This window comes from Deinococcus proteolyticus MRP (assembly GCF_000190555.1).
GTDB classification, from domain to species: domain Bacteria; phylum Deinococcota; class Deinococci; order Deinococcales; family Deinococcaceae; genus Deinococcus; species Deinococcus proteolyticus.
This window is the reverse complement of the sequence record NC_015161.1, coordinates 825670-847257: the sequence shown is the minus strand read 5'-3', so window position 1 is coordinate 847257 and position 21588 is coordinate 825670. Positions and strand designations below refer to the sequence as shown.

General features: G+C 66.8%; 12 protein-coding genes and 1 pseudogene. 12 read left to right on the top strand and 1 reads right to left on the bottom strand.

What is annotated here, in order from left to right:
- Positions 1–11 precede the first annotated feature (11 nt).
- The 6 genes from DEIPR_RS04115 (at position 12) to DEIPR_RS04090 (ending at position 8452) form a co-directional block, all read left to right on the top strand.
- The gene (locus tag DEIPR_RS04115; protein WP_013614568.1) at positions 12–1043 is read left to right on the top strand and encodes a DNA topoisomerase IB; all 1032 of its coding nucleotides are present in this window, start codon (positions 12–14) and stop codon (positions 1041–1043) included.
- A 5-nt stretch (positions 1044–1048) separates the two neighbouring features.
- Entirely contained in the window at positions 1049–1672 is a 624-nt protein-coding gene (gene aat, locus DEIPR_RS04110; RefSeq protein WP_013614567.1) for a leucyl/phenylalanyl-tRNA--protein transferase, read from the top strand.
- An 82-nt stretch (positions 1673–1754) separates the two neighbouring features.
- Positions 1755–3719 (top strand): putative bifunctional diguanylate cyclase/phosphodiesterase, encoded by a 1965-nt coding sequence (locus tag DEIPR_RS04105; RefSeq protein WP_013614566.1) that lies wholly within the window; start codon positions 1755–1757, stop codon positions 3717–3719.
- A 52-nt stretch (positions 3720–3771) separates the two neighbouring features.
- Entirely contained in the window at positions 3772–4431 is a 660-nt protein-coding gene (locus tag DEIPR_RS04100; protein ID WP_013614565.1) for a response regulator, read from the top strand.
- Positions 4432–7335, top strand: a complete 2904-nt coding sequence (locus tag DEIPR_RS04095) for a GAF domain-containing protein (protein ID WP_013614564.1) — start codon at positions 4432–4434, stop codon at positions 7333–7335. It abuts the gene before it with no gap.
- Positions 7336–7618: 283 nt separating this feature from the next.
- Positions 7619–8452 carry a phosphatase PAP2 family protein gene (locus tag DEIPR_RS04090; protein WP_013614563.1) on the top strand — a complete coding sequence of 278 codons (834 nt, stop codon included), beginning with the start codon at positions 7619–7621 and terminating at the stop codon, positions 8450–8452.
- Between the two features lie 46 nt (positions 8453–8498).
- Here the strand turns inward: DEIPR_RS04090 and DEIPR_RS04085 are convergent, their stop codons facing one another.
- On the bottom strand, positions 8499–9470 hold the full coding sequence (locus tag DEIPR_RS04085) for a DUF1517 domain-containing protein (RefSeq protein ID WP_013614562.1): 972 nt from the start codon (positions 9468–9470) through the stop codon (positions 8499–8501).
- A 205-nt stretch (positions 9471–9675) separates the two neighbouring features.
- Here DEIPR_RS04085 and DEIPR_RS04080 point away from each other — a divergent pair, with 205 nt between their 5' ends.
- The 6 genes and pseudogenes from DEIPR_RS04080 (at position 9676) to rpoC (ending at position 21515) form a co-directional block, all read left to right on the top strand.
- On the top strand, positions 9676–10071 hold the full coding sequence (locus DEIPR_RS04080) for a hypothetical protein (protein ID WP_041221938.1): 396 nt from the start codon (positions 9676–9678) through the stop codon (positions 10069–10071).
- Positions 10072–10166: 95 nt separating this feature from the next.
- On the top strand, positions 10167–11003 hold the full coding sequence (locus DEIPR_RS04075; RefSeq protein WP_013614560.1) for a hypothetical protein: 837 nt from the start codon (positions 10167–10169) through the stop codon (positions 11001–11003).
- Between the two features lie 123 nt (positions 11004–11126).
- Entirely contained in the window at positions 11127–12461 is a 1335-nt protein-coding gene (gene hemL, locus DEIPR_RS04070; RefSeq protein ID WP_013614559.1) for a glutamate-1-semialdehyde 2,1-aminomutase, read from the top strand.
- A 31-nt stretch (positions 12462–12492) separates the two neighbouring features.
- Positions 12493–12924 (top strand): CoA-binding protein, encoded by a 432-nt coding sequence (locus DEIPR_RS04065; RefSeq protein ID WP_013614558.1) that lies wholly within the window; start codon positions 12493–12495, stop codon positions 12922–12924.
- 378 nt (positions 12925–13302) lie between these two features.
- A pseudogene (gene rpoB, locus DEIPR_RS04060) lies at positions 13303–16754 on the top strand (DNA-directed RNA polymerase subunit beta).
- A 108-nt stretch (positions 16755–16862) separates the two neighbouring features.
- Complete coding sequence (gene rpoC, locus DEIPR_RS04055; protein ID WP_013614556.1) at positions 16863–21515, top strand: DNA-directed RNA polymerase subunit beta'; 4653 nt, start codon at positions 16863–16865, stop codon at positions 21513–21515.
- Positions 21516–21588 lie beyond the last annotated feature (73 nt).

Here is a 21588-nt window from a genome sequence, read left to right as displayed (position 1 = left end):
CTTAGAGGCCTATGCCCAGCCGCACCGAAGCCCTGCAAGACGAGTACCTGCGCCGCGAAGGCCAGGAGGCCGGCAAGTTCAAGTATTTCTATCCAGACGGCAAGCGCTACACCGACAGGGCGGGCCTGGAGCGCATCGCCGCGCTGGCGGTGCCGCCCGGCTACAAGGACGTGTATGTCTCGCCCGACGCCGACACCGAGTTGCAGGCGTTTGGGCGCGACACGGCGGGGCGGCTGCAGTACCGCTATCACGCGGACTTCGTGCAGGGCCGGGCGCTGAAAAAGTGGCGGCGGCTCTCGCGCTTTGCCGGCACCCTGGCCGACCTGAGAGCACTCACCACCGCCGACCTGCGCCGCGCTGAGCTGCCCCCACGCAAGGTGCTGGCCCTGATGACCCGGCTGCTGCATGTGGCCCACTTCCGGGTGGGCAGCGACACCTACGCCCGCGCCCACAAGACCTACGGCCTCAGCACGCTGCGCCAGCGGCACGTGTCGGTCGAGGGCACCACCGTGACTTTCAATTTCAGGGGAAAGCACGGCATCCAGCAGAGCAAGGCGCTGGTGGACCGCACCCTGGCCGCCAACATCGAAAAGCTGCTGGAGCTGCCGGGGCCGCACCTGTTTCAGACGGTGGAAGAGGGCACCCGCCGCCGGGTCAAGGCCGCCGAGCTGAACGCCTATCTGCGGGAACAGATCGGCCCCTTTACCGCCAAGGATTTCCGCACCTGGGGCGGCACGCTGCTGGCCGCCGAATTCCTGGCCGAGTCCGGCACCGTGGACACCGAACGCGGCGCCAAAAAGGTGCTGGTGGAGTGCGTGCAGACGGTAGCGGAGGACCTCGGCAACACCCCGGCCGTGACCCGCGCCCACTACATCTGCCCGGTCATCTTCGACCGCTACCTGGAGGGCAAGGTGCTGGACGACTACGAGCCGCGCGCCGGCCGCACCCCGGCGGCGCTGGAAGGCCTGACCCGTTCCGAGGTGGCCCTCAAGCGCATGCTGGACTCCGAGCAGACCATCCGCACGCGGGCGCGCCGGGCGTAAGCGGGATGCCTACCGCACTGCAGTTTCTGAATCACCCCGATCCCGTGGTGGCCGCGGTGGCGGCCGGCTACGCGCAGGGCGGCTTCCTGATGGATATGGACGCCGGGCCTCAGTGGTTCACGGTGGACACCCGCGCCCTGGTTCCGCTGACCGAAGACGCGGGCCTGCACGTGTCCCGGCGGCTGCGGCGCAAGCTGGGCCACTTCGAGGTCAGGCGCAACGCGGCCTACCGCGAGGTGCTTGAAGGCTGCCGGGGCCGGCTGCCGGGCAGCCCCGAACGGGAAGACGGCGAGTGGATCAGTGGTGAGATGGTCGAGCTGTACGAACACCTGCACGCGGCGGGCCTGGCGCATTCCTTTGAGGTCTGGCAAGGCGGCGAGCTGGCCGGCGGCGTGATGGGCCTGGCCCTGGGCGGAGTGTTCTTTGCCGAAAGCAAGTTCCACCGCGTCACTGACGCTTCCAAAGTGGCCCTGGTCCGGCTGGCCCAGCACCTGCACGCGCAGGGCTTCACGGTGCTGGACGCCCAGATTCAAAACGACCACATTGCCCGGCTGGGAGTGTACGAAATCTCCGGCGCGGAGTTCGCAGCCATGCTGCCAGCGGCCCTGGCGATAGACGCGGAGTTCTGACACAGACGGAACTGTTTTTTTTGTTTCCGTAGGCCCTGGCTGTGAGGGTTGGGTTATTGTCCGGGTCCTAAAGTGACCCCCAATGTACGAGTCCGACCCTTCCGCCACGTTGCCGGACACCACGCCACCAGCGCTGGGCGTGGAGCCGGAGCCTGGCTCTCCTGAACTGATGCGGGGTTGGTCGAAGCTGGTAATACAGGGGGCAATGATTGTTCTGCTGGCGTCTGTACTGAGCCTGATCTGGTCTACCGGCGACCAGTGGGACCAAACCGTAGACCTGCCCATGTACGGGGTGCTGATAGCCGCATTGGTGGCAGCGATGCTGACGCTGACCAGCCGCTGGGCCCAGGTGACACTGGTGCCGCTGACCTCCTGGCTGCTGCTGGGCGCGGTCGTATGGCTCATGACCAAACTGGTCTTGCTGCTGACCCTCAACACCAACCCCCAGGTGCTGCTGCGCGAGATAAACGAAAGCCTCATCTGGCTGCCTACACTGCTGGGCTGGAGCCTGCTGGTCAGTGCCAACAGCTACACCAAGCCGACGTGGCCCGGCGCCGTGGTGACCCTGCTGACCCTGACCAGCGTGCTGGGCGGCGCCTACTGGTCCTACCACGTGGGTGTGACCCCCGAAATGACAGCCAGCCTCAGCCAGCTGCTGCTTGCGTCCCTGCTGGCTTACCTGGGCATGCAGTATTTCACCGAGCGCATGCATCAGCTGCGCTTCCACGAGGGCGAACGCAAGGTGCTGTCGCGCATGGCCTACCACGACCTGCTGACCAGCCTGCCCAACCGCCGCAGTCTGGAAGACGAGCTGGCGCGCCTGACTGCCCCCAGCAGCCCGGCCTTCGCCCTGCTGTTTATTGACGTGGACTCGTTCAAGGTGGTGAACGACACCATGGGCCACGACCAGGGCGACCGGCTGCTGCAACTGGTTTCGGAGAGCCTGAGCGCAGCGGCTCCAGCGCAGGCCTTTCGGCTGAGCGGCGACGAGTTCGTGATGGTGCTGCCGCAGGCTGGGGGTGAGCAGGCCTCGGAGCTGGCCCGGCAGCTTCAGCACGACATCGCAGAACGCAGCGACCGTGAGCTGGGCCTGAACATCAGCCTCAGCATCGGGATCAGCTGCTTTCCGGACGACGGCGCGGCGGCCCACGAACTGCTGCGGCACGCCGACAGCGCCATGTACGCCGTCAAGCGGGAGGGCCGGGGACAAATCAAGCCCTATCAGCCCGAGCAGGACCAGGCCACCGAACGCTTCCAGCACATCGCGCAGGCCATCGGTCAGGGCCACGCGCCGCAGCAGGACGGCTTTTATCTGCTGTATCAGCCTATTTATGACCTGCGCACCGGGCGCATCGTGAAAGCGGAGGCGCTGCTGCGCTGGACCCACGCCGAGCTGGGCCAGCTGTCACCAGCCGAATTCGTGCCGGTGGCTGAGCAGATTGGTCAGATGCCGCGCCTGGGCCTGTGGGTGCTGGAAGAGGCCTGCCACGAGGCCTGCCGCTGGCCGGCGGGTCTGCGGGTCAGCGTGAATGTGAGCGCCTACCAGCTGACACGCGCCGATTTCGCCGCGCAGGTCAGGGACATCCTGGCGCGCAGCGGCCTGAGCAGCGCTGCGCTGGAAATAGAACTGACCGAAACCGCGCAGCTGTACACCGATGAGCGCGTAGAACAGAATCTGGCCGCGCTGGACGAGCTGGGTGTCGCGCTGAGTATCGACGACTTCGGGGCCGGCTACGCCAACCTGACGCGGCTGCGCTCGCTGCAGCTTTCGGGCATCAAGCTGGACCGCTCGCTGACCGAGCATCTGCCCAGCGGCGACGAGTTCAGCCACCTGATTACCGAGGCGGTCAGCGCCCTGGCCTACCATTACAGCCTGGACCTGACGGCCGAGGGCCTCGAAACCCAGGAACACGTGGAGGTGGTCTACGAAATGGGCTGCTCGCTGGGGCAGGGCTTCGCACTTGCGCCGCCGCTCACAGCACCCGAACTGCACGCCATGTTCGCTCAGCCGCCGCGCCGGGTCGCCGCCGCAGCGCTCAAGTCCTGAGCGCTTCCCCTGCACAGGGCATGGCCGCGGCAGGCGCCCTACACTGGAAGACATGCAAGACCCCATCACCCTGCTGCTGGCCGACGACCATCCGGTGGTGCGCAAGGGCACCCGTGAGCTGCTGGAGGCGGAAGCGGACCTGCGCGTGCTGGGCGAGGCCAGCAGCGGCGCCGAGGTGGTGGCGCTGGCCGCGCAGCTGCGCCCCGACATCGTGCTGATGGACATGTCCATGCCCGATATGACCGGCGTGGAAGCCACCCGCCGCATCAAGGCCGGGCAGGGCCGCGTCTCGGTGCTGGTGCTGAGCAGCTACGACGACGACGCCTACGTGTTCGCCGCGCTGGAAGCGGGCGCGGCAGGCTACCTGCTCAAGGAAGCCAGCGAGGACGAACTGCTGCGGGCGGTGCGGGCGGTGGCGGCCGGCGAAAGTGTGCTGCACCCCAGCATCGCCCGCAAGGTGATGGCCCGCTTCAGTGCCCAGGCCCCGGCCGAGATGGACCTGACCGAGGACCTCAGCCCACGTGAGCTGGAAGTGCTGCGAGCAGCGGCACGCGGCGGCAGCAACAAAGAAATCGCCCGCGCCCTGGGCATCTCGCCGCGCACGGTGCAGGTCCACCTGGGCAACGTCTTTTCCAAGCTGAACGTGGGCAGCCGCACCGAAGCCGTGCTGGCCGGCATCCGCCGGGGTTGGGTGGACCCCCGGGAGCTGTAGGTGGCTGACCTGCCGCCCCAGCTGCTGGAACAGACCAGTGTGGCCGCTTTTGCCGCTGCGCTGGCCGAATGGGCCTGTCAGTGGGCGGAGGCGCACGGAGCAGCGGTCTGGGTTCAGGGAAGCGGCGGGCTGGAACGCCGCGCCGAGAACGGACACGGCCTGACCCTGGCCGGCGGCGAACTGGTCCGGCCTGGCCTGAGCCGCCCCCAGGAGGAAGGCCTGCTGTGCGCGCTGCCGTTCGGACTGGCACCCTACGCTTATGGGGTGCTGGAGGTGGTGGCGGGCCGCAGCGGCCTGACCCAGGAGTGGCCGGCGCTGGCGCACACGCTGGGGCTGGCGCTGGAAGCCACCCAATCGCGTGAGCGCCAGGCCGGACGGGGGCGGGCCGCTGCGGCGGTAGACCGCCTGGTCCGGCGCACCCACGGTAGCCTGGACCACGAACAGATTCTGGCCTCGGTGGCCGAGGTGGCCGCGCAGGCGCTGGGGTTCCGGCGGGCCTTTGCCGGACTGCTGGAAGGCCCCCCCGGTGAGCGCGGCTACAGCCTGCTCCAGGAAATCTGGAGCACCGGCTTCGGGGAAGGGGCTCCCGCCCCCCGCCAGCTTGGTGTGGGGCCAGTCAGCTACGCGGCGCTGATGGAGCGCGGCGAGGTGATTCGCTATCACGCCGCCCAGGACGCCGATACCCCGCTGGGCCGGGGCCTGGCCGACCTGAATCCGCAGGTCGCCCTATTGGCCCCGCTGCGGGTACGCGGCGAACCGCTGGGGCTGCTGTACGCCGACTCGGACAGGGACTCCCTGGCCCCCGGCGACGAGGCGCTGCTGCTGGAACTGGCCGAGCAGGCCGGGCTGGCCCTGGGCAGTGCCCGGCGCTTCGCCGCCGAAACCCGCCAGCGCCAGGGCGAAAGCGTGCTGCGCGAACTGGGCCTGGCCCTGGCTGGAAGCCTGCGCCTGAGCGACACTCTGGCCGAACTGCTTTCGCGCACGGCGGCACTGTTCGGAGCCGACGCGGCAGCCCTGTACACCCCCGAGCCGGGTGGCCGCACGCTGGGCATCCACTCGGCGCTGAACCTGCCCAGCGACTGGGTGCTGCGCGTGCGGGTCCGCCCCGGCACCGGCCTGAGCGGGCAAGTGTTCGCCACAGGCGTGCGGGCCGAGTGCCGCGACTTTCCCGCTGCGGGCCTGGGCGGGGGCAGCCGCTACACGCGCGCCCTGCTGGCGGCCGGTGAGTACCCGTTCCGGGGCGTGCTGGCCCTGCCGCTCACCACGCGGCGGGGGCCGTTTGGAGTGCTCACGCTGTACTACCATGCACTGCTCCCGCTGGACGGCACCGACCTGAAGCTGGCCGATGCGCTGAGCGTGCAGGCCGCACTGGCCATCGAAAATGCCCTGCTGTACGGCGAGGGCCAGGAGCGCGAGCGTGAGGCTGCCACCCTGCTGGACATCTCGCAGCGGCTGGACGCGGGCCTGACCCGCCATGACCTCGAACGGCTGCTGGGCACGCTACTGCCTGCCCTGCACGCTGGGCGCGGCATGCTGTGGATAGACGGGGTGGGAGCCGCCGCCCTGGGGCTGCCGCTGGCCCCACCCGCCGACCTGGAGGAACTGACCGGGCAACTGGGGCGTGGTCCCCGCCCGCTGCCGCGCCGCTGGGTGCAGCCGGGGGCCGGCAGCGCCCTGCTGGCCCCGCTGCGGCTCGGGAACGAGGTGCTGGGCTGGCTGTACGCCGACGACCCCGGGCAGGACCCGCCCCCGCAGGCCACCTTGCGCCTGGCCCGGCGGCTGTGTGACCACCTGGCCGACCGCCTGGGCCGGCAGCGGCTGGCGGCGGCGCTCGCCCGTTCGGAAGCCGGCTACCGGCAGCTGGCCGAAAGCAGCCACGACCCCATCCTGACCACCGACCCCAGCGGACAGATTCTGTATGCCAACCCCGCCGCCCGCACCTTGCTGGCTGGGCATGCGGGCGCCGCCTTGCCCCCCGGCGCGGCCCTGAGCGACTGGGTCGGCCGGGCCAGCGAGGGCAGCAGGCACGACCACTGGGCCGCCGTGAACCACTGGCAGGCCCTGTGGCGCCAGGTTCAGGCCCTCCATCCCGGACAAGCCCCACTGCGCGCCGAAACCACGCTGGCCGGGCGGCGACTGGAGCTGCAGCTGGGGCCGCTGTCGGGCAGCCAGGGCGGCATTCTGGTCATGGCCCGCGACCTCAGCGAGCATTACCGGCTGCTGGGGCAGATTTCGCAGCGCGGGCAGGAGCTGGCCGCCGCCTCCGCCCGCCGCGACGAGCTGCGGACCTTCCTGGCCCTCTTTACCCAGGCGCAGGAAGAAGAGCGCCGCCGTATTTCCCGCGAGCTGCACGATGAAACCGCCCAGCTGCTGGTCGCGGCACGCCGCCGGCTGCTGCGCCTGGAAAAGCAGGCCCCACAGGCCGCCCCCGACATCCTGGCCCTCGCGGAAGAACTGAGCAGCATCACCGCCGGGGTGCGCCGCTTTGCCCGGCACCTGCGCCCCAGTGTGCTGGACGACCTGGGCCTGCTGCCCGCGCTGGAGTGGCTGTGCTCACAGGCCCGCACGCCCACCCGGCTGGAGGTCAGCGGCGAGGAAGTGCGCCTTAGCCCCGCCCAGGAGGTCACGCTGTTCCGGCTGGTAGGCGAAGCGCTGGCCAACGTGGACAAGCACGCCGGGGCAGGCTCGGCCGCCGTGCGGGTGACTTTTGGCCCCGCCGGCCTGCAAACCACGGTCAGCGACGACGGCAAAGGGTTTGACCCCGCCGCTGCCGGTGCACTCGCCGCCCAGGGCCACCTGGGACTGCTGGGCCTACGCGAACGCGCCCAGCTGGCCGGCGGACGCCTCGAACTGGACAGCCGCCCTGGCGAGGGGACACAGGTCCGCATCTGGTTGCCGGTCTGAAGCGCGGATGTGCCGCGGGCAGGCGCAGCGGCCACTGGTCTGGCCCCGGCAGCTTCCCAAGCGGCAGCTTTCCAGCCAACAGCTTTCCAGGGAGAGCAAGAGCAGTGGACGAAAAGGTGAGTCTCTTTGCGCCCAGCAGGGACAAACCGGATCAGGCCTCTCCACCGCTCCCAGGCCCGCTGCAAGCACGGAAAATGCGGCACATGACGCGCCTCTCCGGCTGAGATGCGGGAACAAGCACCCTGCATCATTCCATCTCTCGTCCTGCTCTAGACTGCCCACCATGACCCCCGACCTTTGGCTGGCCATCACCAATCTGGGCCGCGACGAGGTATTTATCGCCGTGCTGGCCCTGTACACTTGGCTGGTTGGCCCACAGCGGGCGCGGCAGCTGGGCGTGGCCTTTGCCCTGTCGTATCTGGTCAATTCAGCCCTGAAGTACGGCCTGGATGTCCCCCGCCCCTTTGCCGCTCACCCCACGGCCGTCAGCGAGGCCGCCCGTGCCACCGCCGGCGGCCCCAGCTTTCCCAGTGGGCACGCACAGCTGGGCACCACCCTGTGGCTGGGCATGGCGGCGCAGCTGCGCCATCCGCTGTTCTGGGGTATAGCGGCACTGCTGGCAGGCCTTATCGCCTACTCACGGCTGGCCCTGGGCGTTCATTTCCCTGCCGACGTCCTGGTCGGCAGCGGCCTGGGCCTGGGCTGTGCGGCATTGGCCGGAACGCGGCGCTGCGTCCTACCCACCGCGGACCTCTGGCGCTGGGGCTTTCCGGCAGCGCTGCTGCTGGCCTGCTGCCTTCTTCCGGGCGGCACCCCCCGCGAACTTCCCGCCGGGCTGGGCATGCTGGCCGGGTTCTGGGCCGTGCAACCGGGCTACACACCGCCGCGCCGCTGGAACGAACGTGTCCTGGTGGCCCTGCTGGGACTGGCCCTGGTAATGGGGCTGTATCTGGCCCTTTCGGCGCTGCTGCCAGCCAGCTGGAAGGCCGTGGCAGCGGTGACCGCACTGCGTTACGCTGCCCTGGTCCTGTTCGCAGGCACCGCGGTCCCCTACCTGCTGCAGCGCTGGCTGAAGCCGGCCGCGCCTGCGGCGCTCCAGCCGGCCCTGACGCTCTGAACTGCAGCTGCTCAGAAGGCCGCCAGCAGACGGGCAGCCCGGCACGTCAAATCTTGCTCAGCTCGCCGTATTTCATGATGGCCTCGTCTTCGCTGAGGAACTCGCCCTCGGCATCGGGGCTCCAGACCACTTCACCGCGAATCAGGCTGCGCCCGCTCACCCCACTGACGCCCTGCAGTACCGTCTCTATTTCGCGGGCGCTGGGCATTTCCGTTTGGCCGAGCGCCGGGAAAGCGTGGGCCGCCACCGCAATGGTCACCACCAGATAAAGGTCGCCCACTTCTTTTTCGTACTGGTAGTCGCTGGCATGCTCGTAGGCCGAGCTGTCGTCGCGGTTCTGGTAGTGGCTGGTGGTCTGCCGCGTAAAGGCGGCGCGGGCCTGCGTGGCCCAGGCTCCCACCTGGCCTTCAGTCTGCTGAGGTCCGCCGCCCGCCACCTCGACGCGGCCATAGGTCCAGCGGGCACGCTGGCGCAGCAGAACCACGGCCGCCTCCTGAATCATGCGGGCCAGGCCCTCATCGGTGTCGGGGTCGCCGTGGCGGGCCACTTCCTGCAGGGCCGCTTTGACCTCATCTCCGTGTGTCAGGGCCACCTGCACCAGCACGGCGCGGGCGCCGGTGTCCTCCATGCCGCCGCCGGCGAGCCCACGGGCGCCCCCGCTCATGGCCCGGCGCATGGAACCCATCACCATGACCATCACTGCGCCGAACAGCATCAGGCCCAGGATGCCGCCGCCACCACCTCCGCCGCCGACGATAATCGGGCCGCCCATAGGCACCGGAAAGAAGCCGCCGCCACCGCTGTAGCCGCCGCCCATATACCCGCCGCCGCTGTAGCCGCCACCGGAATATCCACCGCCACTGTAGCCGCCACCCGAAGAGCCGCCGCCACGGCTGCTGCCGCCGAAGCCGCCGCCCGACTGCGCCTGAGCTGTAAAGAGGGCCGTGGACGTGACAGGGGCCAAGCCCAGCAGGGCGCCGAGGCCCAGCATCATCAGGCTGCGGCCGGCCCTGCTCATGCTGCGCCGACTGCACCTGTCCTTGATACTTTGTGCTTTACGGGGTGCCTTACGTGCCATATCGTGCCCAGTCTAGGGGCTGGGGACCGGCAGGCCCTGAGAAGACAAGCACATCTAAAGCTGTAAGCCGCGCAGGGGCAGGGAGCACAGGCCGCTGCCAGGCACAGCTGCCGCAGTCCGTGTGCCGCAGGCTATGCTGCGGCCCATGACTGCGCCCAGCACCGACCCCCTGCACCTGACCCTCACCCCCGCCCAGTGGCAGGCGTGGCTGGACTCGCTGTGCGAGCTGCCCAGCGGCCCCGCCGCCCTGAGCGCCGCCGAACGCCCACGCGGAGCCGAGCCGATGGACGCCTACGCCCTGAGCGCCTATGCCGAGGCCCTGCAAAGCGCCGAGGTGGACGGCGAACTGTGGGACACCTACAGTGACCTGGAGCTGGAAGGCGCCGGGGACGACACGCAGGCCTGGCAGGAAATCAGGGCCTTTTACCGCGACCGTGGGTACGTGCTGCTGGAGGTGCGCGGCGGTGAGGGAGACGAGCCCGAAGAATGGATTTTTGCTCCAGAACTGCTGCAGCTGCTGCGGCTGAGCGACCATCTCTGACGGGCCTGTATCAGCTTTACGGCGGGCCGCCAACCTTGAATCCGTGCATATCTCACACTCACGTCCTCATGAGACAGGTGCCCTAGATTAGAGGCATGGGACGATATGACAAACGCCGTAACCGCGACTCCTCCTCTTTCGGCAGCTTGCTGGCCTTCGGCGTGGTGCTGGGCGCCGGCATCTACCTGCTGACCCGTGAACAGAACCGCCGCGCCATCGACGCCAAGCTGTCCGAGCTGGGCCTCAAGGACACCGTGGAAGACCTGAGCAGCAGCGTGTCCAAGGGCTGGGAACAGACCAAGCAGGCCGCTCAGGAAGCAGGAAGCACCATCGCGGCTCAGGTGTCGGAAGTCAAGGACACCGCCGCCGACGCTGCCAAGGACGTGGCCGACACTGCCCGCGCCAACCAGGGCGACGTGCAGCGTGCCGGTCAGCAGCTGAAAGCCGACGCCCAGGACGCCGCCGCCAAGGTGCAGGACAAGGCGGCTGACGCCGTGGACCAGGCCAAGGACAAGGCTCAGGACGTAGCCAAGGACGCCAAAGACACGGCTCAGCAGGCCGGCGCCGAGCTGAAGGATAAGGCTCAGGACGTCAAGGACGCTGCCGGACAAAAAGCCGCCGAGGTCAAGCAGGACGCCCAGCAGGCGGGCGCCGAGCTGAAGGACAAGGCTCAGGACGCCAAAGACGCCGCCGACCACAAGGCCGCCGACGTTAAGCAGGGCGTGCAGGACAAAGCCCAGGATATGAAGGGCCAGGACAGCCGCGACGGCAAGGGCACCCAGTCCGCAGCTTGGCCCTACACCACCGGCACCGCCGCCAGCCAGAACAGTGCCGGACAGAGCACTGCCAGCCAGGAGAAGGCTGGCCAACAGGGCAGCACCGGCACCAGCGACAAGAGCGGCGCCGACAAGACCAACGAACGCAAGTTCTAAGTCTCCACGCCTCACCTCCACCCCAAGACCCCGCCATGTGCGGGGTTTTTTCTGGCCGTTCTCCGGTTCATCTCCGGCTTGCGGCACGGCGTCCGCCCGGGCACCTGCTCTAGACTGCCGGCCATGACCACTTCCAGCTCACAGCCCATCTCCGAAGCCCTCTTCGCCCGCGCCCGGCAGGTGACGCCCGGCGGGGTCAATAGCCCGGTGCGGGCCTTTGGCAGCGTGGGCGGCCACCCGCATTTCATCGCCAGCGCGGACGGAGCTTACCTGACCAACGCCGACGGCCAGCGCCTGCTGGACTACATCGGGTCCTGGGGGCCGATGATTCTGGGTCACAACCACCCGGGCGTGCGCGAAGCGGTTGCTGAAGCCCTGCAGGGCGGCACTTCCTTCGGTGCGCCCAACGAGCGCGAGGTGCTGCTGGCCGAAAAAGTGGTGGAGCTGACCCGCGAACAGGGCGTGGAGCGGGTGCGCTTCGTGAATTCCGGCACCGAGGCCACCATGAGCGCCCTGCGGCTGGCACGCGGCGTCACCGGCCGCAGCCACATCGTCAAGTTCCGGGGCAACTACCACGGCCACGCCGACGGCCTGTTGGTCGAGGCGGGCAGTGGCCTGCTGACCACCGCCGAGGGTGGCCTGGGCGAGGCCGCGCCCAGCAGCGCGGGCGTGCCGCAGGAATACGCCGCCCTCACGCTGGTCAGCGAGTACAACGACCCTGCCGCCCTGGATACGCTGATGCAGCAGCGCGGTCACGACATTGCCGCCGTCATCTTCGAGCCGGTGGTGGGCAACTCGGGCGTGCTGATTCCCACCCCCGAATTCCTGGCCGCGCTGCACCGGGTGCGGGACCACGGCGCCCTGCTGATTGCCGACGAGGTCATGACCGGCTTCCGCCTTTCGCTGCAGGGCGCCTGCGGCCGCCTGGGCATCCAGCCGGACCTCATCACCTGGGGCAAGATTATCGGTGGGGGTCTGCCGGTCGGTGCCTACGGCGGCCGCGCCGAGGTGATGGAAAACGTGTCGCCCAGCGGCCCGGTCTATCAAGCCGGCACACTCAGCGGCAACCCGCTGGCGATGGCTGCTGGCCTGGCAACCCTGGGCGAGCTGCAGGCCAAGCCGGAACTGTATGAGCAGCTGGAGCGCTACACCGCTGCTCTGGCCGACGGCCTGAAAGCTGCCGCCCAGGAAGCGGGAGTGCCGCTGTCGGTGAATCACATCGGTTCTATGCTCACGGCCTTCCACCAGGAAGCACCTCACGGGAGCGTGCAGACCTACCAGCAGGCGGCCCGCAGTGACACGGCCGCTTTTGCCGGCTGGTTCCGCGCCATGCTGCGCCAGGGCGTGTACTGGGCCCCCAGCCAGTTCGAAAGCATCTTCGTGAGCGCTGCCCACGGTGATGCCGAGCTGAATCTCACGCTGGACGCCGCCCGACGCGCCTATGCTGAACTCAAATGAACGCCTATATTTCCCCCATCTGGAGGCTCCCATGACCCTGCTCAGCTCTGCCCAGGACCTGGCCGCGCATCTGCGGCCCGAAGGCGCCACTGTCGCCGTCATCGGCTTTCACCGCGATCCCAGCCGCGCGGCCCATTACGTTCCCGAGTACCTGCACCGCCGCGGCTTCCGGGTGATTCCGGTCAACCCGGCGCTGGCCGGCAGCGGGGAGGAATTCTTCGGCAGTCCGGCCGCTGCGCAGCTGGCCGACATAACGGTGCCGGTAGATATCGTGGTGGTTTTCCGCCGCTCCGACAAGGTGCACGGACACCTGGACGATATCCTCAGCCTGAGCCCACGCCCGCGCCTGGTGTGGATGCAGCAGGGCATCCGCGACCCTCAGACGGCCGCTGTGCTTACCGAAGTCGGCATCGATGTGGTGCAGGACCGCTGCATCATGGTGGACCACCGCTCGCTGACGTGAGTGCAGTGGCAGAGGGGGCATGCAGGAGCAGCGTTCCCGCACGCCCTCTGCCTTGCAATGGTTCCTCCCGCGGAGCTATACTCAAGTTTAGCCAACCATGATGGGTTGGAATGGAGCCTTCTTTCTCGACCCGACGAACCAGAAGAAAAGGACCAGACCTTGCCCACCCTCCCAAGCTGCCGCCCTTGCCCCGCTGCCTTTGCAGCGACCCGAAGCAAAGCGGCATTTTCCGTCTCGGCCTGCGGCTGATACGAAATTCTGCGGCCAACCGCCCCTGAGGGGAGTTGGCCTCTGCTGCGTTGGGTGTGCTGACAAGGCCCGGTTCCTGCTCCTCTCTCTCCGCCATCATTCCTACGCCCCCAATCCCACGAGGTGGACATGCAGTCACGCCCAGAAATCCAGCGCTTTGGCGAAATTGCCGAAGTCATCCCCTTGCCCGACCTGACCGAAGTGCAGGTGCAGTCCTTCCAGGCTTTTTTGCAGGAAGGCAAGGCCCCCAGCGAGCGCACCAACTTCGGCCTGGAAAGTGCTTTCCGCGAAGTCTTTCCCATCGACGAAACTGAAAAAGGCCGCTCGACCGGCCTGGTTCTGGACTACTTGGAATACCGCCTGGGCGATCCCCCCTACTCGCCCGAGGAGTGCCGCGAAAAGGACCTGACCTACCAGGCTCCCATGTACGCCAAGCTGCAGCTGATTCACAAAGACAGCGGCCTGATCAAGGAAGACCAGGTGTTCCTGGGCGACCTGCCGCTGATGACTGAGGACGGCTCCTTTATCATCAACGGCGCCGACCGTGTGGTCATTTCGCAGATTCACCGCTCCCCCGGCGTGTACTTCACCTCCTCCTACAAGGGCCTGAAGAAGCTGTACTCGGCCGCCATCATTCCCATGCCCAAGCGCGGTCCCTGGATTGAGCTGGAGTGGGCCGGCGACATGCTGGAAATGAAGGTCAACAAGCGCAAGTTCCCTGTCTCGCTGCTGCTGCGCGTGCTGGGCATGGACGACGCCCAGATTCGCGAACTGTTCAGCGAATTTGACGCCGATATTGCGCTGGAAGACAAGACCGCCGGCATGAACGCCGACGAAGCGCTGCTGCGCCTGTTTACCGTGCTGCGTCCCGGCGATCCCCCCAAGCGCGATAAGGCCACCCAGTACCTGTACGGTCTGCTGGCCGACCCCCGCCGCTATGACCTGGGCGAACCCGGCCGCTTCAAGATGAACACCAAGCTGGGCACCTGGCAGCGCAGCGAACCCACGCTGCTGTCCTTCCGCGACGGCCAGTTTTACGACGAGGGCCTGGTGGATACCATCCGCTACCTGATGGCGCTGCAAAACGGCGTGGAGACCGTCACCCTGGGCGCCGACGCCGACGGTGTGGCCCAGGAAGTGCGCGTGTACGAGGACGACATCGACCACCTGGGCAACCGCCGCGTGCGCACCGTGGGCGAACTGCTGGCCGACCAGCTGCGCGTGGGCATGGGCCGCATGGCGCGTGGTGTGCGTGAGCGGATGCTGCTGGGCAACCCCGACGCCGCGACCCCCACCAAACTGGTCAACAACCGCCCCATCGTGGCGGCCATGCGCGAGTTCTTTGGCCGCAGCCAGCTCTCGCAGTTCAAGGACCAGACCAATCCCCTGTCCGACCTGCGCCACAAGCGCCGTATCTCGGCCCTGGGCCCGGGCGGTCTGACCCGCGAGCGTGCCGGTTTCGACGTGCGCGACGTGCACCGGACGCACTACGGCCGCATCTGCCCCATCGAGACGCCCGAAGGCGCGAACATCGGTCTGATTTCCTCGCTGTCCAGCTACTCCAAGGTCAATCCGCTGGGCTTCATCGAGGCGCCGTACCGCCGCGTTGAGGGTGGCGTGGTGTCCGAGCATGTCGAGTACATGACCGCCGACATCGAAGACCGCTTCGTGATTGCCCAGGCCAACAGCCCGCTGAACGACGACGGCACCTTCGCCGAGGAGCGTGTGCTGGCCCGCAAACAGGGTGACCCGCTGCTATACGACCCTGCCGACGTGGAGTACATGGACGTGTCGCCTAAGCAGATCGTGTCCATCAACACCAGCCTGATTCCGTTCCTGGAACACGACGACGCCAACCGCGCCCTGATGGGTTCCAACATGCAGTCGCAGGCCGTGCCGTTGGTCCGTGCCGAAAGCCCCAGCGTGGGTACCGGTGTGGAAGAGCGTGTGGTGACCGACTCGGGCACCTCGGTGGTGACCGACGTGACCGGCGAAGTGATTTACGTCGACAGCCGCAACATCCAGATCAAGCTGACCGAGGACGCCCCCGAACTGGGCATGAAGACCGGCAACGTGCAGATGTTCGAGCTGGTGCGCTTCACCCGTTCCAACCAGGGCACCAACCTCGACCAGCACCCCATCGTGGAAGTGGGCGAGCAGGTCACCAAGGGTCAGGTCATCGCCGACGGCCCCGCCTCGCAGTTCGGCCGCCTGGCGCTGGGTCAGAACATCACCATCGCCATCATGCCGTTCGACGGCTTCAACTTCGAAGACGCCATCTGCATCTCCGAAGGCCTGGTCCGGAAGGATTTCTACACCTCGATTCACATCGAAAAAGATGAAATCGAAGCCCGTGACACCAAACTGGGTCCGGAAAAAATCACCCGCGACATCCCCGGCCTGAGCGAAGCCGCCCTGCGCGACCTCGACGAAGACGGCATCGTGCGTGTGGGTGCCGAAGTCAAGCCTGGCGACATCCTCGTCGGTAAGACCAGCTTCAAGGGCGAAAGCGAGCCCAGCCCTGAAGAGCGTCTGCTGCGCTCCATCTTCGGTGAAAAGGCCCGTGAGGTGAAAGACACCTCGCTGCGCGTGCAGTCCGGTCAGGGCGGCATCGTGGTGAAGACCGTGCGCTTCCGCCGCGGCGACGAAGGCGTGGACCTCAAGCCCGGCGTGCGTGAAATGGTGCGCGTGTACGTGGCGCAGAAGCGTCAGCTGCAGGTGGGCGACAAGGTGGCGAACCGCCACGGGAACAAGGGCGTGGTCTCCAAGATTCTGCCCCCCGAGGACATGCCCTACCTGGCCGACGGTACGCCCGTGGACCTGGTGTTCAACCCCCTCGGTGTGCCTTCGCGCATGAACCTGGGTCAGATTCTGGAAACCCACCTGGGCGAAGTGGCCCGCCTCACCGGCAAGAAGTTCGTGACTCCGGTGTTCGACTCGGTTACCGAAGCCAAAATCAAGGACATGCTGGAGGAGCAGGCCGACCTGCGCCTGAGCCAGCGCAAGGAAGACGGCTTCGACACCGACAAGCGCGAGGAAGAAGTACTGGACCGCGCTGCCAAGCTGGGCGTGATCAGCGAGCCCGGCGAGGACTATGAAGGCGCCCTGCGCCAGCTGTCGCGCACCGGCAAGAGCGTGCTGTTCGACGGCCGCACGGGTGAAGCCATCAGCGGCCCCGTGGTGGTGGGCACCATGTACGTGATGAAGCTGTACCACATGGTGGAAGACAAGCTGCACGCCCGCTCCACCGGCCCCTACTCGCTCATCACCCAGCAGCCGCTGGGCGGTAAGGCGCAGTTCGGTGGTCAGCGCTTCGGGGAAATGGAAGTGTGGGCGCTGGAAGCTTACGGCGCAGCGCACACCCTCAAGGAAATGCTCACCATCAAGTCCGACGATATCGACGGACGCGACGCCGCTTACCAGAGCATCGTCAAGGGCGAGCAGGTGGCCGACTCGACCATCCCCGAGAGAGCTTCAAGGTGCTGGTCAAGGAGCTGCACTCGCTGGGCCTGGACGTGGAAGTGCTCGACGGTGCCGACAAGGCCGTGGACATCTTCGAAGGGATGATGCCCAAGCGCTGAGGCGCGGGCGCGCCGGTCTAAGGGCCGAAGGGGCGAAGAGAAAATCCCTACAGCCCGCCCTTAGACCCTTAGACTCTCCGACTTTTAGACAACTCCCAAGGAGTTTCAATGAAAGAGTTCAACAAAGTTCGCATCGCCATCGCCAGCCCGGACAAGATTCGGGAATGGTCCTTTGGCGAAGTGGAAAAGCCTGAAACCATCAACTACCGCACCCTGAAGCCTGAGCGCGAGGGCCTGTTTGACGAGCGCATCTTCGGCCCCATCAAGGACTACGAGTGCGCCTGCGGCCGTTACAAGCGCCAGCGCTACGAGGGCAAAGTGTGCGAGCGCTGCGGCGTGGAAGTCACCAGCTCCAAAGTGCGCCGCTACCGCATGGGTCACATTGACCTGGCGACCCCCGCCGCGCACATCTGGTATGTCAAGGACAGCCCCTCCAAAATCGGCACCCTGCTGGACCTGACCGCCGGCCAGCTGGAAAAAGTGCTGTACTTCTCCTCCTTCCTGGTCACCGACCCCCGCAACGCCCAGAAGGAAGGCCGCCCCATCAAGCGCGGTGAGCTGCTGAGCGACGACGAGTACCGCGAGCTGCGCTTCGGCCGCCAGGAAACCTACGCCCTGCAGGGCGGCGCTGAGGCCGAAGTCAAAGACGGCGACTACGTGACCCGTGGACAGGCCCTGGGCGGCAACGCTGTGGCCAAAATGGACGGCCTGGCCCAGTACCGCTTCCCCCGCCGCGCCGAAATCGCCTACCGCGAGGAGCAGGAAGCTACGCTGCCCATCAGCGCCGACGCGCTGGTGCAGCAGGATTCCTTCCGTGCCGGCGAAGTGCTGGCGGAACTGGAAGAAGCCGTGACTATCGCGGCACCGGTGGCCGGTGTAGCGTTCCTCAAGGAGATGGGCGAGGACTCGGTGATGCTGGAACTGCGCGAACAGGTGGACGAACCTGAAAGCGCCGGCGAAGGTGAAGACGGCGAAGACGCCGCCCCCGCCAAGAAAGCTCCCAAAGCCAAGGTGCTGGCCAGCGTGTACATTCCTCACGGCATGGACGTGCAGGTCGTACACGGCGAAATCGTGGACGAGGGCGCCGTGCTGGCCCAGGCCGCTGCAGGTGCACTGCTGCGCGTGAGCCGTGACAGCCGCCTTGAAGGCGTGACCTTCAGCAAGAAGGGCAACGTCAGCCTGACCGCGCACTGGAACCGCCGCGCCGAGTACCCGATTGACCCCACCATGCACGTGCTGGTCGGCGACGGCAGCGAAGTGCGCCGGGGCCAGAAAGTGGTCGGCGCCATCGACGAGGACGAGGAAGTCATTGCCGAGGCCGACGGTGTGCTGACCATTCACGCCCCCGCTTCCATCATCGTGAGCAAGGCCAAGGTATACGACTACCAGGACGAGCCGCTGGTGGTGAACGGCGACCGCGTGGAGCCGGGCGACGAGCTGGCCGACTCGGGCAACCTGAAGTCCGAGATTTCGGGCCGCGTGGAGATTGACCTGGTCCGCAAGCAGGTGCGTGTGATCGAGTCGTACGACTTCGAAGCCAAGATGGGCGCCGAAGCCATCAAGGACATGCTGGACGATCTGGACCTGGACAGCCTGGAAGCTGAGCTGAGCGGCATGATGAGCGACAACAGCCGCCACAAGCGTGCCCGTGCCCGCAAGCGGCTGGAAGTGGTCCGTGCCTTTAAGCGCTCGGGCAACAGCCCCAGCTGGATGGTCATGGAAACCGTGCCGGTGATGCCGCCCGACCTGCGCCCGATGGTGCAGGTGGACGGCGGACGCTTTGCGACGTCCGACCTGAACGACCTGTACCGCCGCCTGATCAACCGCAACAACCGTCTCAAGAAGCTGATGAGCCAGGGCGCTCCTGACATGATTATCCGCAACGAAAAGCGGATGCTGCAAGAAGCCGTGGACGCCCTGATTGACAACGGCCGCCGTGGCAGCCCCGTGACCAACCCCGGCTCCGACCGCTCCCTGCGCTCGCTGACCGACCTGCTCGGCGGCAAGCAGGGCCGGTTCCGCCAGAACCTGCTGGGTAAGCGCGTGGACTACTCGGGCCGCTCGGTGATTGTGGTGGGTCCGCAGCTCCGCCTGCACCAGTGCGGTGTGCCCAAGCGCATGGCCCTGGAGCTGTTCAAGCCCTTCCTCTTCAAACTGCTGGAAGAAAAAGGCGAAGTCACCAACATCAAGCAGGCCCGCAAGATGCTGGAGCGCTACCGCGACACCAAAGACAGCGTCTGGGACTCGCTGGAAGAAGTAATTGAGGACAAAGTGGTGCTGCTTAACCGCGCACCCACGCTGCACCGTCTGGGCATCCAGGCCTTTGAACCTGTCTTGGTGGAAGGTCAGTCCATTCAGCTGCACCCGCTGGTCTGTGAAGCCTTCAACGCCGACTTCGACGGTGACCAGATGGCGATTCACGTGCCGCTGAGCGCTCAGGCGCAGGCCGAAGCCCGCATTCAGATGCTGTCGGCCCACAACCTGCTGTCGCCCGCCAACGGCGAACCGAACGTCAAACCCAGCCGCGACATCATTCTGGGGATCTTCACCCTGACCCAGCTGCGCCGCGACAACCTGGGCGCTGGACGTGAATTCGGGTCTGAAAAGGATGTGCTGGACGCCTTCGACAAGGGCGAACTCCTGCTGAACAGCCCGGTGACCGTGAGGGGCAAGGAAACCAGCCCCGGCCTGCTGCGCTACCAGTTCTCCAGCCCGGACGAGGCCATCCACGCGGTGGACCGTGGTGAGATTGACTATCAGGACCACGTGACCATCCGTCTGAACGGCCAGCTGCATGCGACCAGCGCGGGGCGCGTGATGTTCCGCCGCCTGGTACAAGAAGCCCTGGGCGAGAACGCCGGCATGGTGGACCAGCTGGTGCGCCTGGACGTGGCCTACGAGAAGGACTACCTCAAGGACATGGTCATGGCCTGCTACCGCGAACTGGGCATCGAAGCGACCGCTCACCTGCTGGATGCCCTCAAGGACAGCGGCTTCAAGCTGTCTACCACCTCGGGCATCACCATCGGGATTGACGACATCGTGATTCCGCCGAGCAAGGCCGACATTCTGGCCGACGCCGACGCTCAGGTGGCCGAAATCGAGCAGAACTACGAGTTCGGCTTCATGACCGAAGAGGAACGCTACAAGCAGGTCGTGGACCTGTGGAACGACACCAAGGACGAAGTGAAGAACGCCATGTTCCAGAACTTCTCCGACAACTACCCCTTCAACCCGCTGTGGATCATGAGCCAGTCGGGTGCCCGTGGTAACGCCCAGCAGATTACCCAGCTGGCCGGTATGCGCGGCCTGATGGCCCGCCCCGACGGCCGCACCATCGAAGTGCCCATCCGCGCGTCTTTCCGCGAAGGTCTGACCGTGCTGGAATACTTCATCTCGACCCACGGTGCCCGTAAGGGTGGTGCCGATACCGCCCTCCGTACCGCCGACTCGGGCTACCTGACCCGCAAGCTGGTGGACGTGGCCCACGAAATCGTGGTGCGCGACCTCGACTGCGGCACCACCGACTACACCACCATCCCCCTGGGCGAAGTGGACAGCCGCACCGGCGAGTGGCGCACCCGCAAGGGCAGCGAACTGGAAACCAGCATCTATGGCCGCACTGTGGCCGTGGACATCGAGCTGAGTGACCGCACCATTCCTGCGGACAGCATGCTGGCGCTGGAAGATGTGCAGCAAATCGGCAAGGAAGCCGAGACCCTGCGCGAAGTGCACGTGTTCACACCTTTCAACTCCACCATCCGCAACGGTGTGGACCGCAAGTGCTACGGTTACGACCTGTCGCAGGCCGCGCCCGTGTCCCTCGGTGAAACTGTGGGTGTGGTGGCCGCCGAGTCCATCGGTGAACCCGGCACCCAGCTCACCATGCGGACCTTCCACACCGGCGGTGTGGCCGGTGGCGGCGGCGACATCACCATGGGTCTGCCCCGCGTGATTGAGCTGTTCGAAGCCCGCAAGCCCAAAGTCCCGGCGGTGATTGCCGACCGTGACGGTGTGCTGCGCGTGGAGGAAGAAGAAGAGCGCTACCTGATCCGCATCGAGGCGGAGGACGAAGAGTTCTCCTCCAAGACGGCGGTCAAGGTGCCCAAGACCCTGCGCCTGATTGTGCGCGACGGTGAACGTGTGGAAACCGGCCAGCCGATCACCCGCGGCGCCGTGAACCCGCACGACCTGCTGGAGTACAAGGGCATCGACGCTGTGCAGCGCTACCTGGTGGAAGAAGTGCAGCGCGTGTACCGCTCGCAGGGCGTGAAGGTGCACGACAAGCACATCGAAATCATCGTGCGGCAGATGCTGCGCTTCGTGGAAATCACCTCGGGCGGCGACACCGACCTGCTCGAAGGCCAACTGGTGGAGCGCTGGGACGTGCAGGACGCCAACGACGCCCTGGAAGCCGGCCAGACCCCGGCCAGCTGGAAGCCCGTACTGCTGGGCATCACCAAGTCCAGCCTGACCACCAAGTCCTGGCTGTCGGCCGCCAGCTTCCAGCACACCACGCACGTGCTCACCGAGGCCTCCATGCGCGGTCAGGTGGACGACCTGATCGGCCTGAAGGAAAACGTGATCCTCGGCAAGCTGATTCCGGCCGGCACCGGCCTGAACGCGGTGCGCGACATCCAGGTGGCCGACGACCGCACCCTGGAGCGTTACAACCCCGCTGCCGTGGCTGCTGCCCCGGTGCCCCGCAGCGAGGAGCGCGAACCCGCCGAAGCTCCGGCGACCCCCAGCATCACGCTGTAAGCCACCTTCGGAGAGTTAGAACCCCTGCCTCCCGGCGGGGGTTTTTTCGTGTCGCAGTTCCGGCCAGCTCAGG

Coding starts and splice junctions, on each gene's coding strand:
- DEIPR_RS04115 (WP_013614568.1), top strand. CDS start 12: ATGCCCAGCCGCACCGAAGCCCTGCAAGACGAGTACCTGCGCCGCGAA.
- aat (WP_013614567.1), top strand. CDS start 1,049: ATGCCTACCGCACTGCAGTTTCTGAATCACCCCGATCCCGTGGTGGCC.
- DEIPR_RS04105 (WP_013614566.1), top strand. CDS start 1,755: ATGTACGAGTCCGACCCTTCCGCCACGTTGCCGGACACCACGCCACCA.
- DEIPR_RS04100 (WP_013614565.1), top strand. CDS start 3,772: ATGCAAGACCCCATCACCCTGCTGCTGGCCGACGACCATCCGGTGGTG.
- DEIPR_RS04090 (WP_013614563.1), top strand. CDS start 7,619: ATGACCCCCGACCTTTGGCTGGCCATCACCAATCTGGGCCGCGACGAG.
- DEIPR_RS04085 (WP_013614562.1), bottom strand. CDS start 9,470: ATGAGCAGGGCCGGCCGCAGCCTGATGATGCTGGGCCTCGGCGCCCTG.
- DEIPR_RS04080 (WP_041221938.1), top strand. CDS start 9,676: ATGACTGCGCCCAGCACCGACCCCCTGCACCTGACCCTCACCCCCGCC.
- DEIPR_RS04075 (WP_013614560.1), top strand. CDS start 10,167: ATGGGACGATATGACAAACGCCGTAACCGCGACTCCTCCTCTTTCGGC.
- hemL (WP_013614559.1), top strand. CDS start 11,127: ATGACCACTTCCAGCTCACAGCCCATCTCCGAAGCCCTCTTCGCCCGC.
- DEIPR_RS04065 (WP_013614558.1), top strand. CDS start 12,493: ATGACCCTGCTCAGCTCTGCCCAGGACCTGGCCGCGCATCTGCGGCCC.
- rpoC (WP_013614556.1), top strand. CDS start 16,863: ATGAAAGAGTTCAACAAAGTTCGCATCGCCATCGCCAGCCCGGACAAG.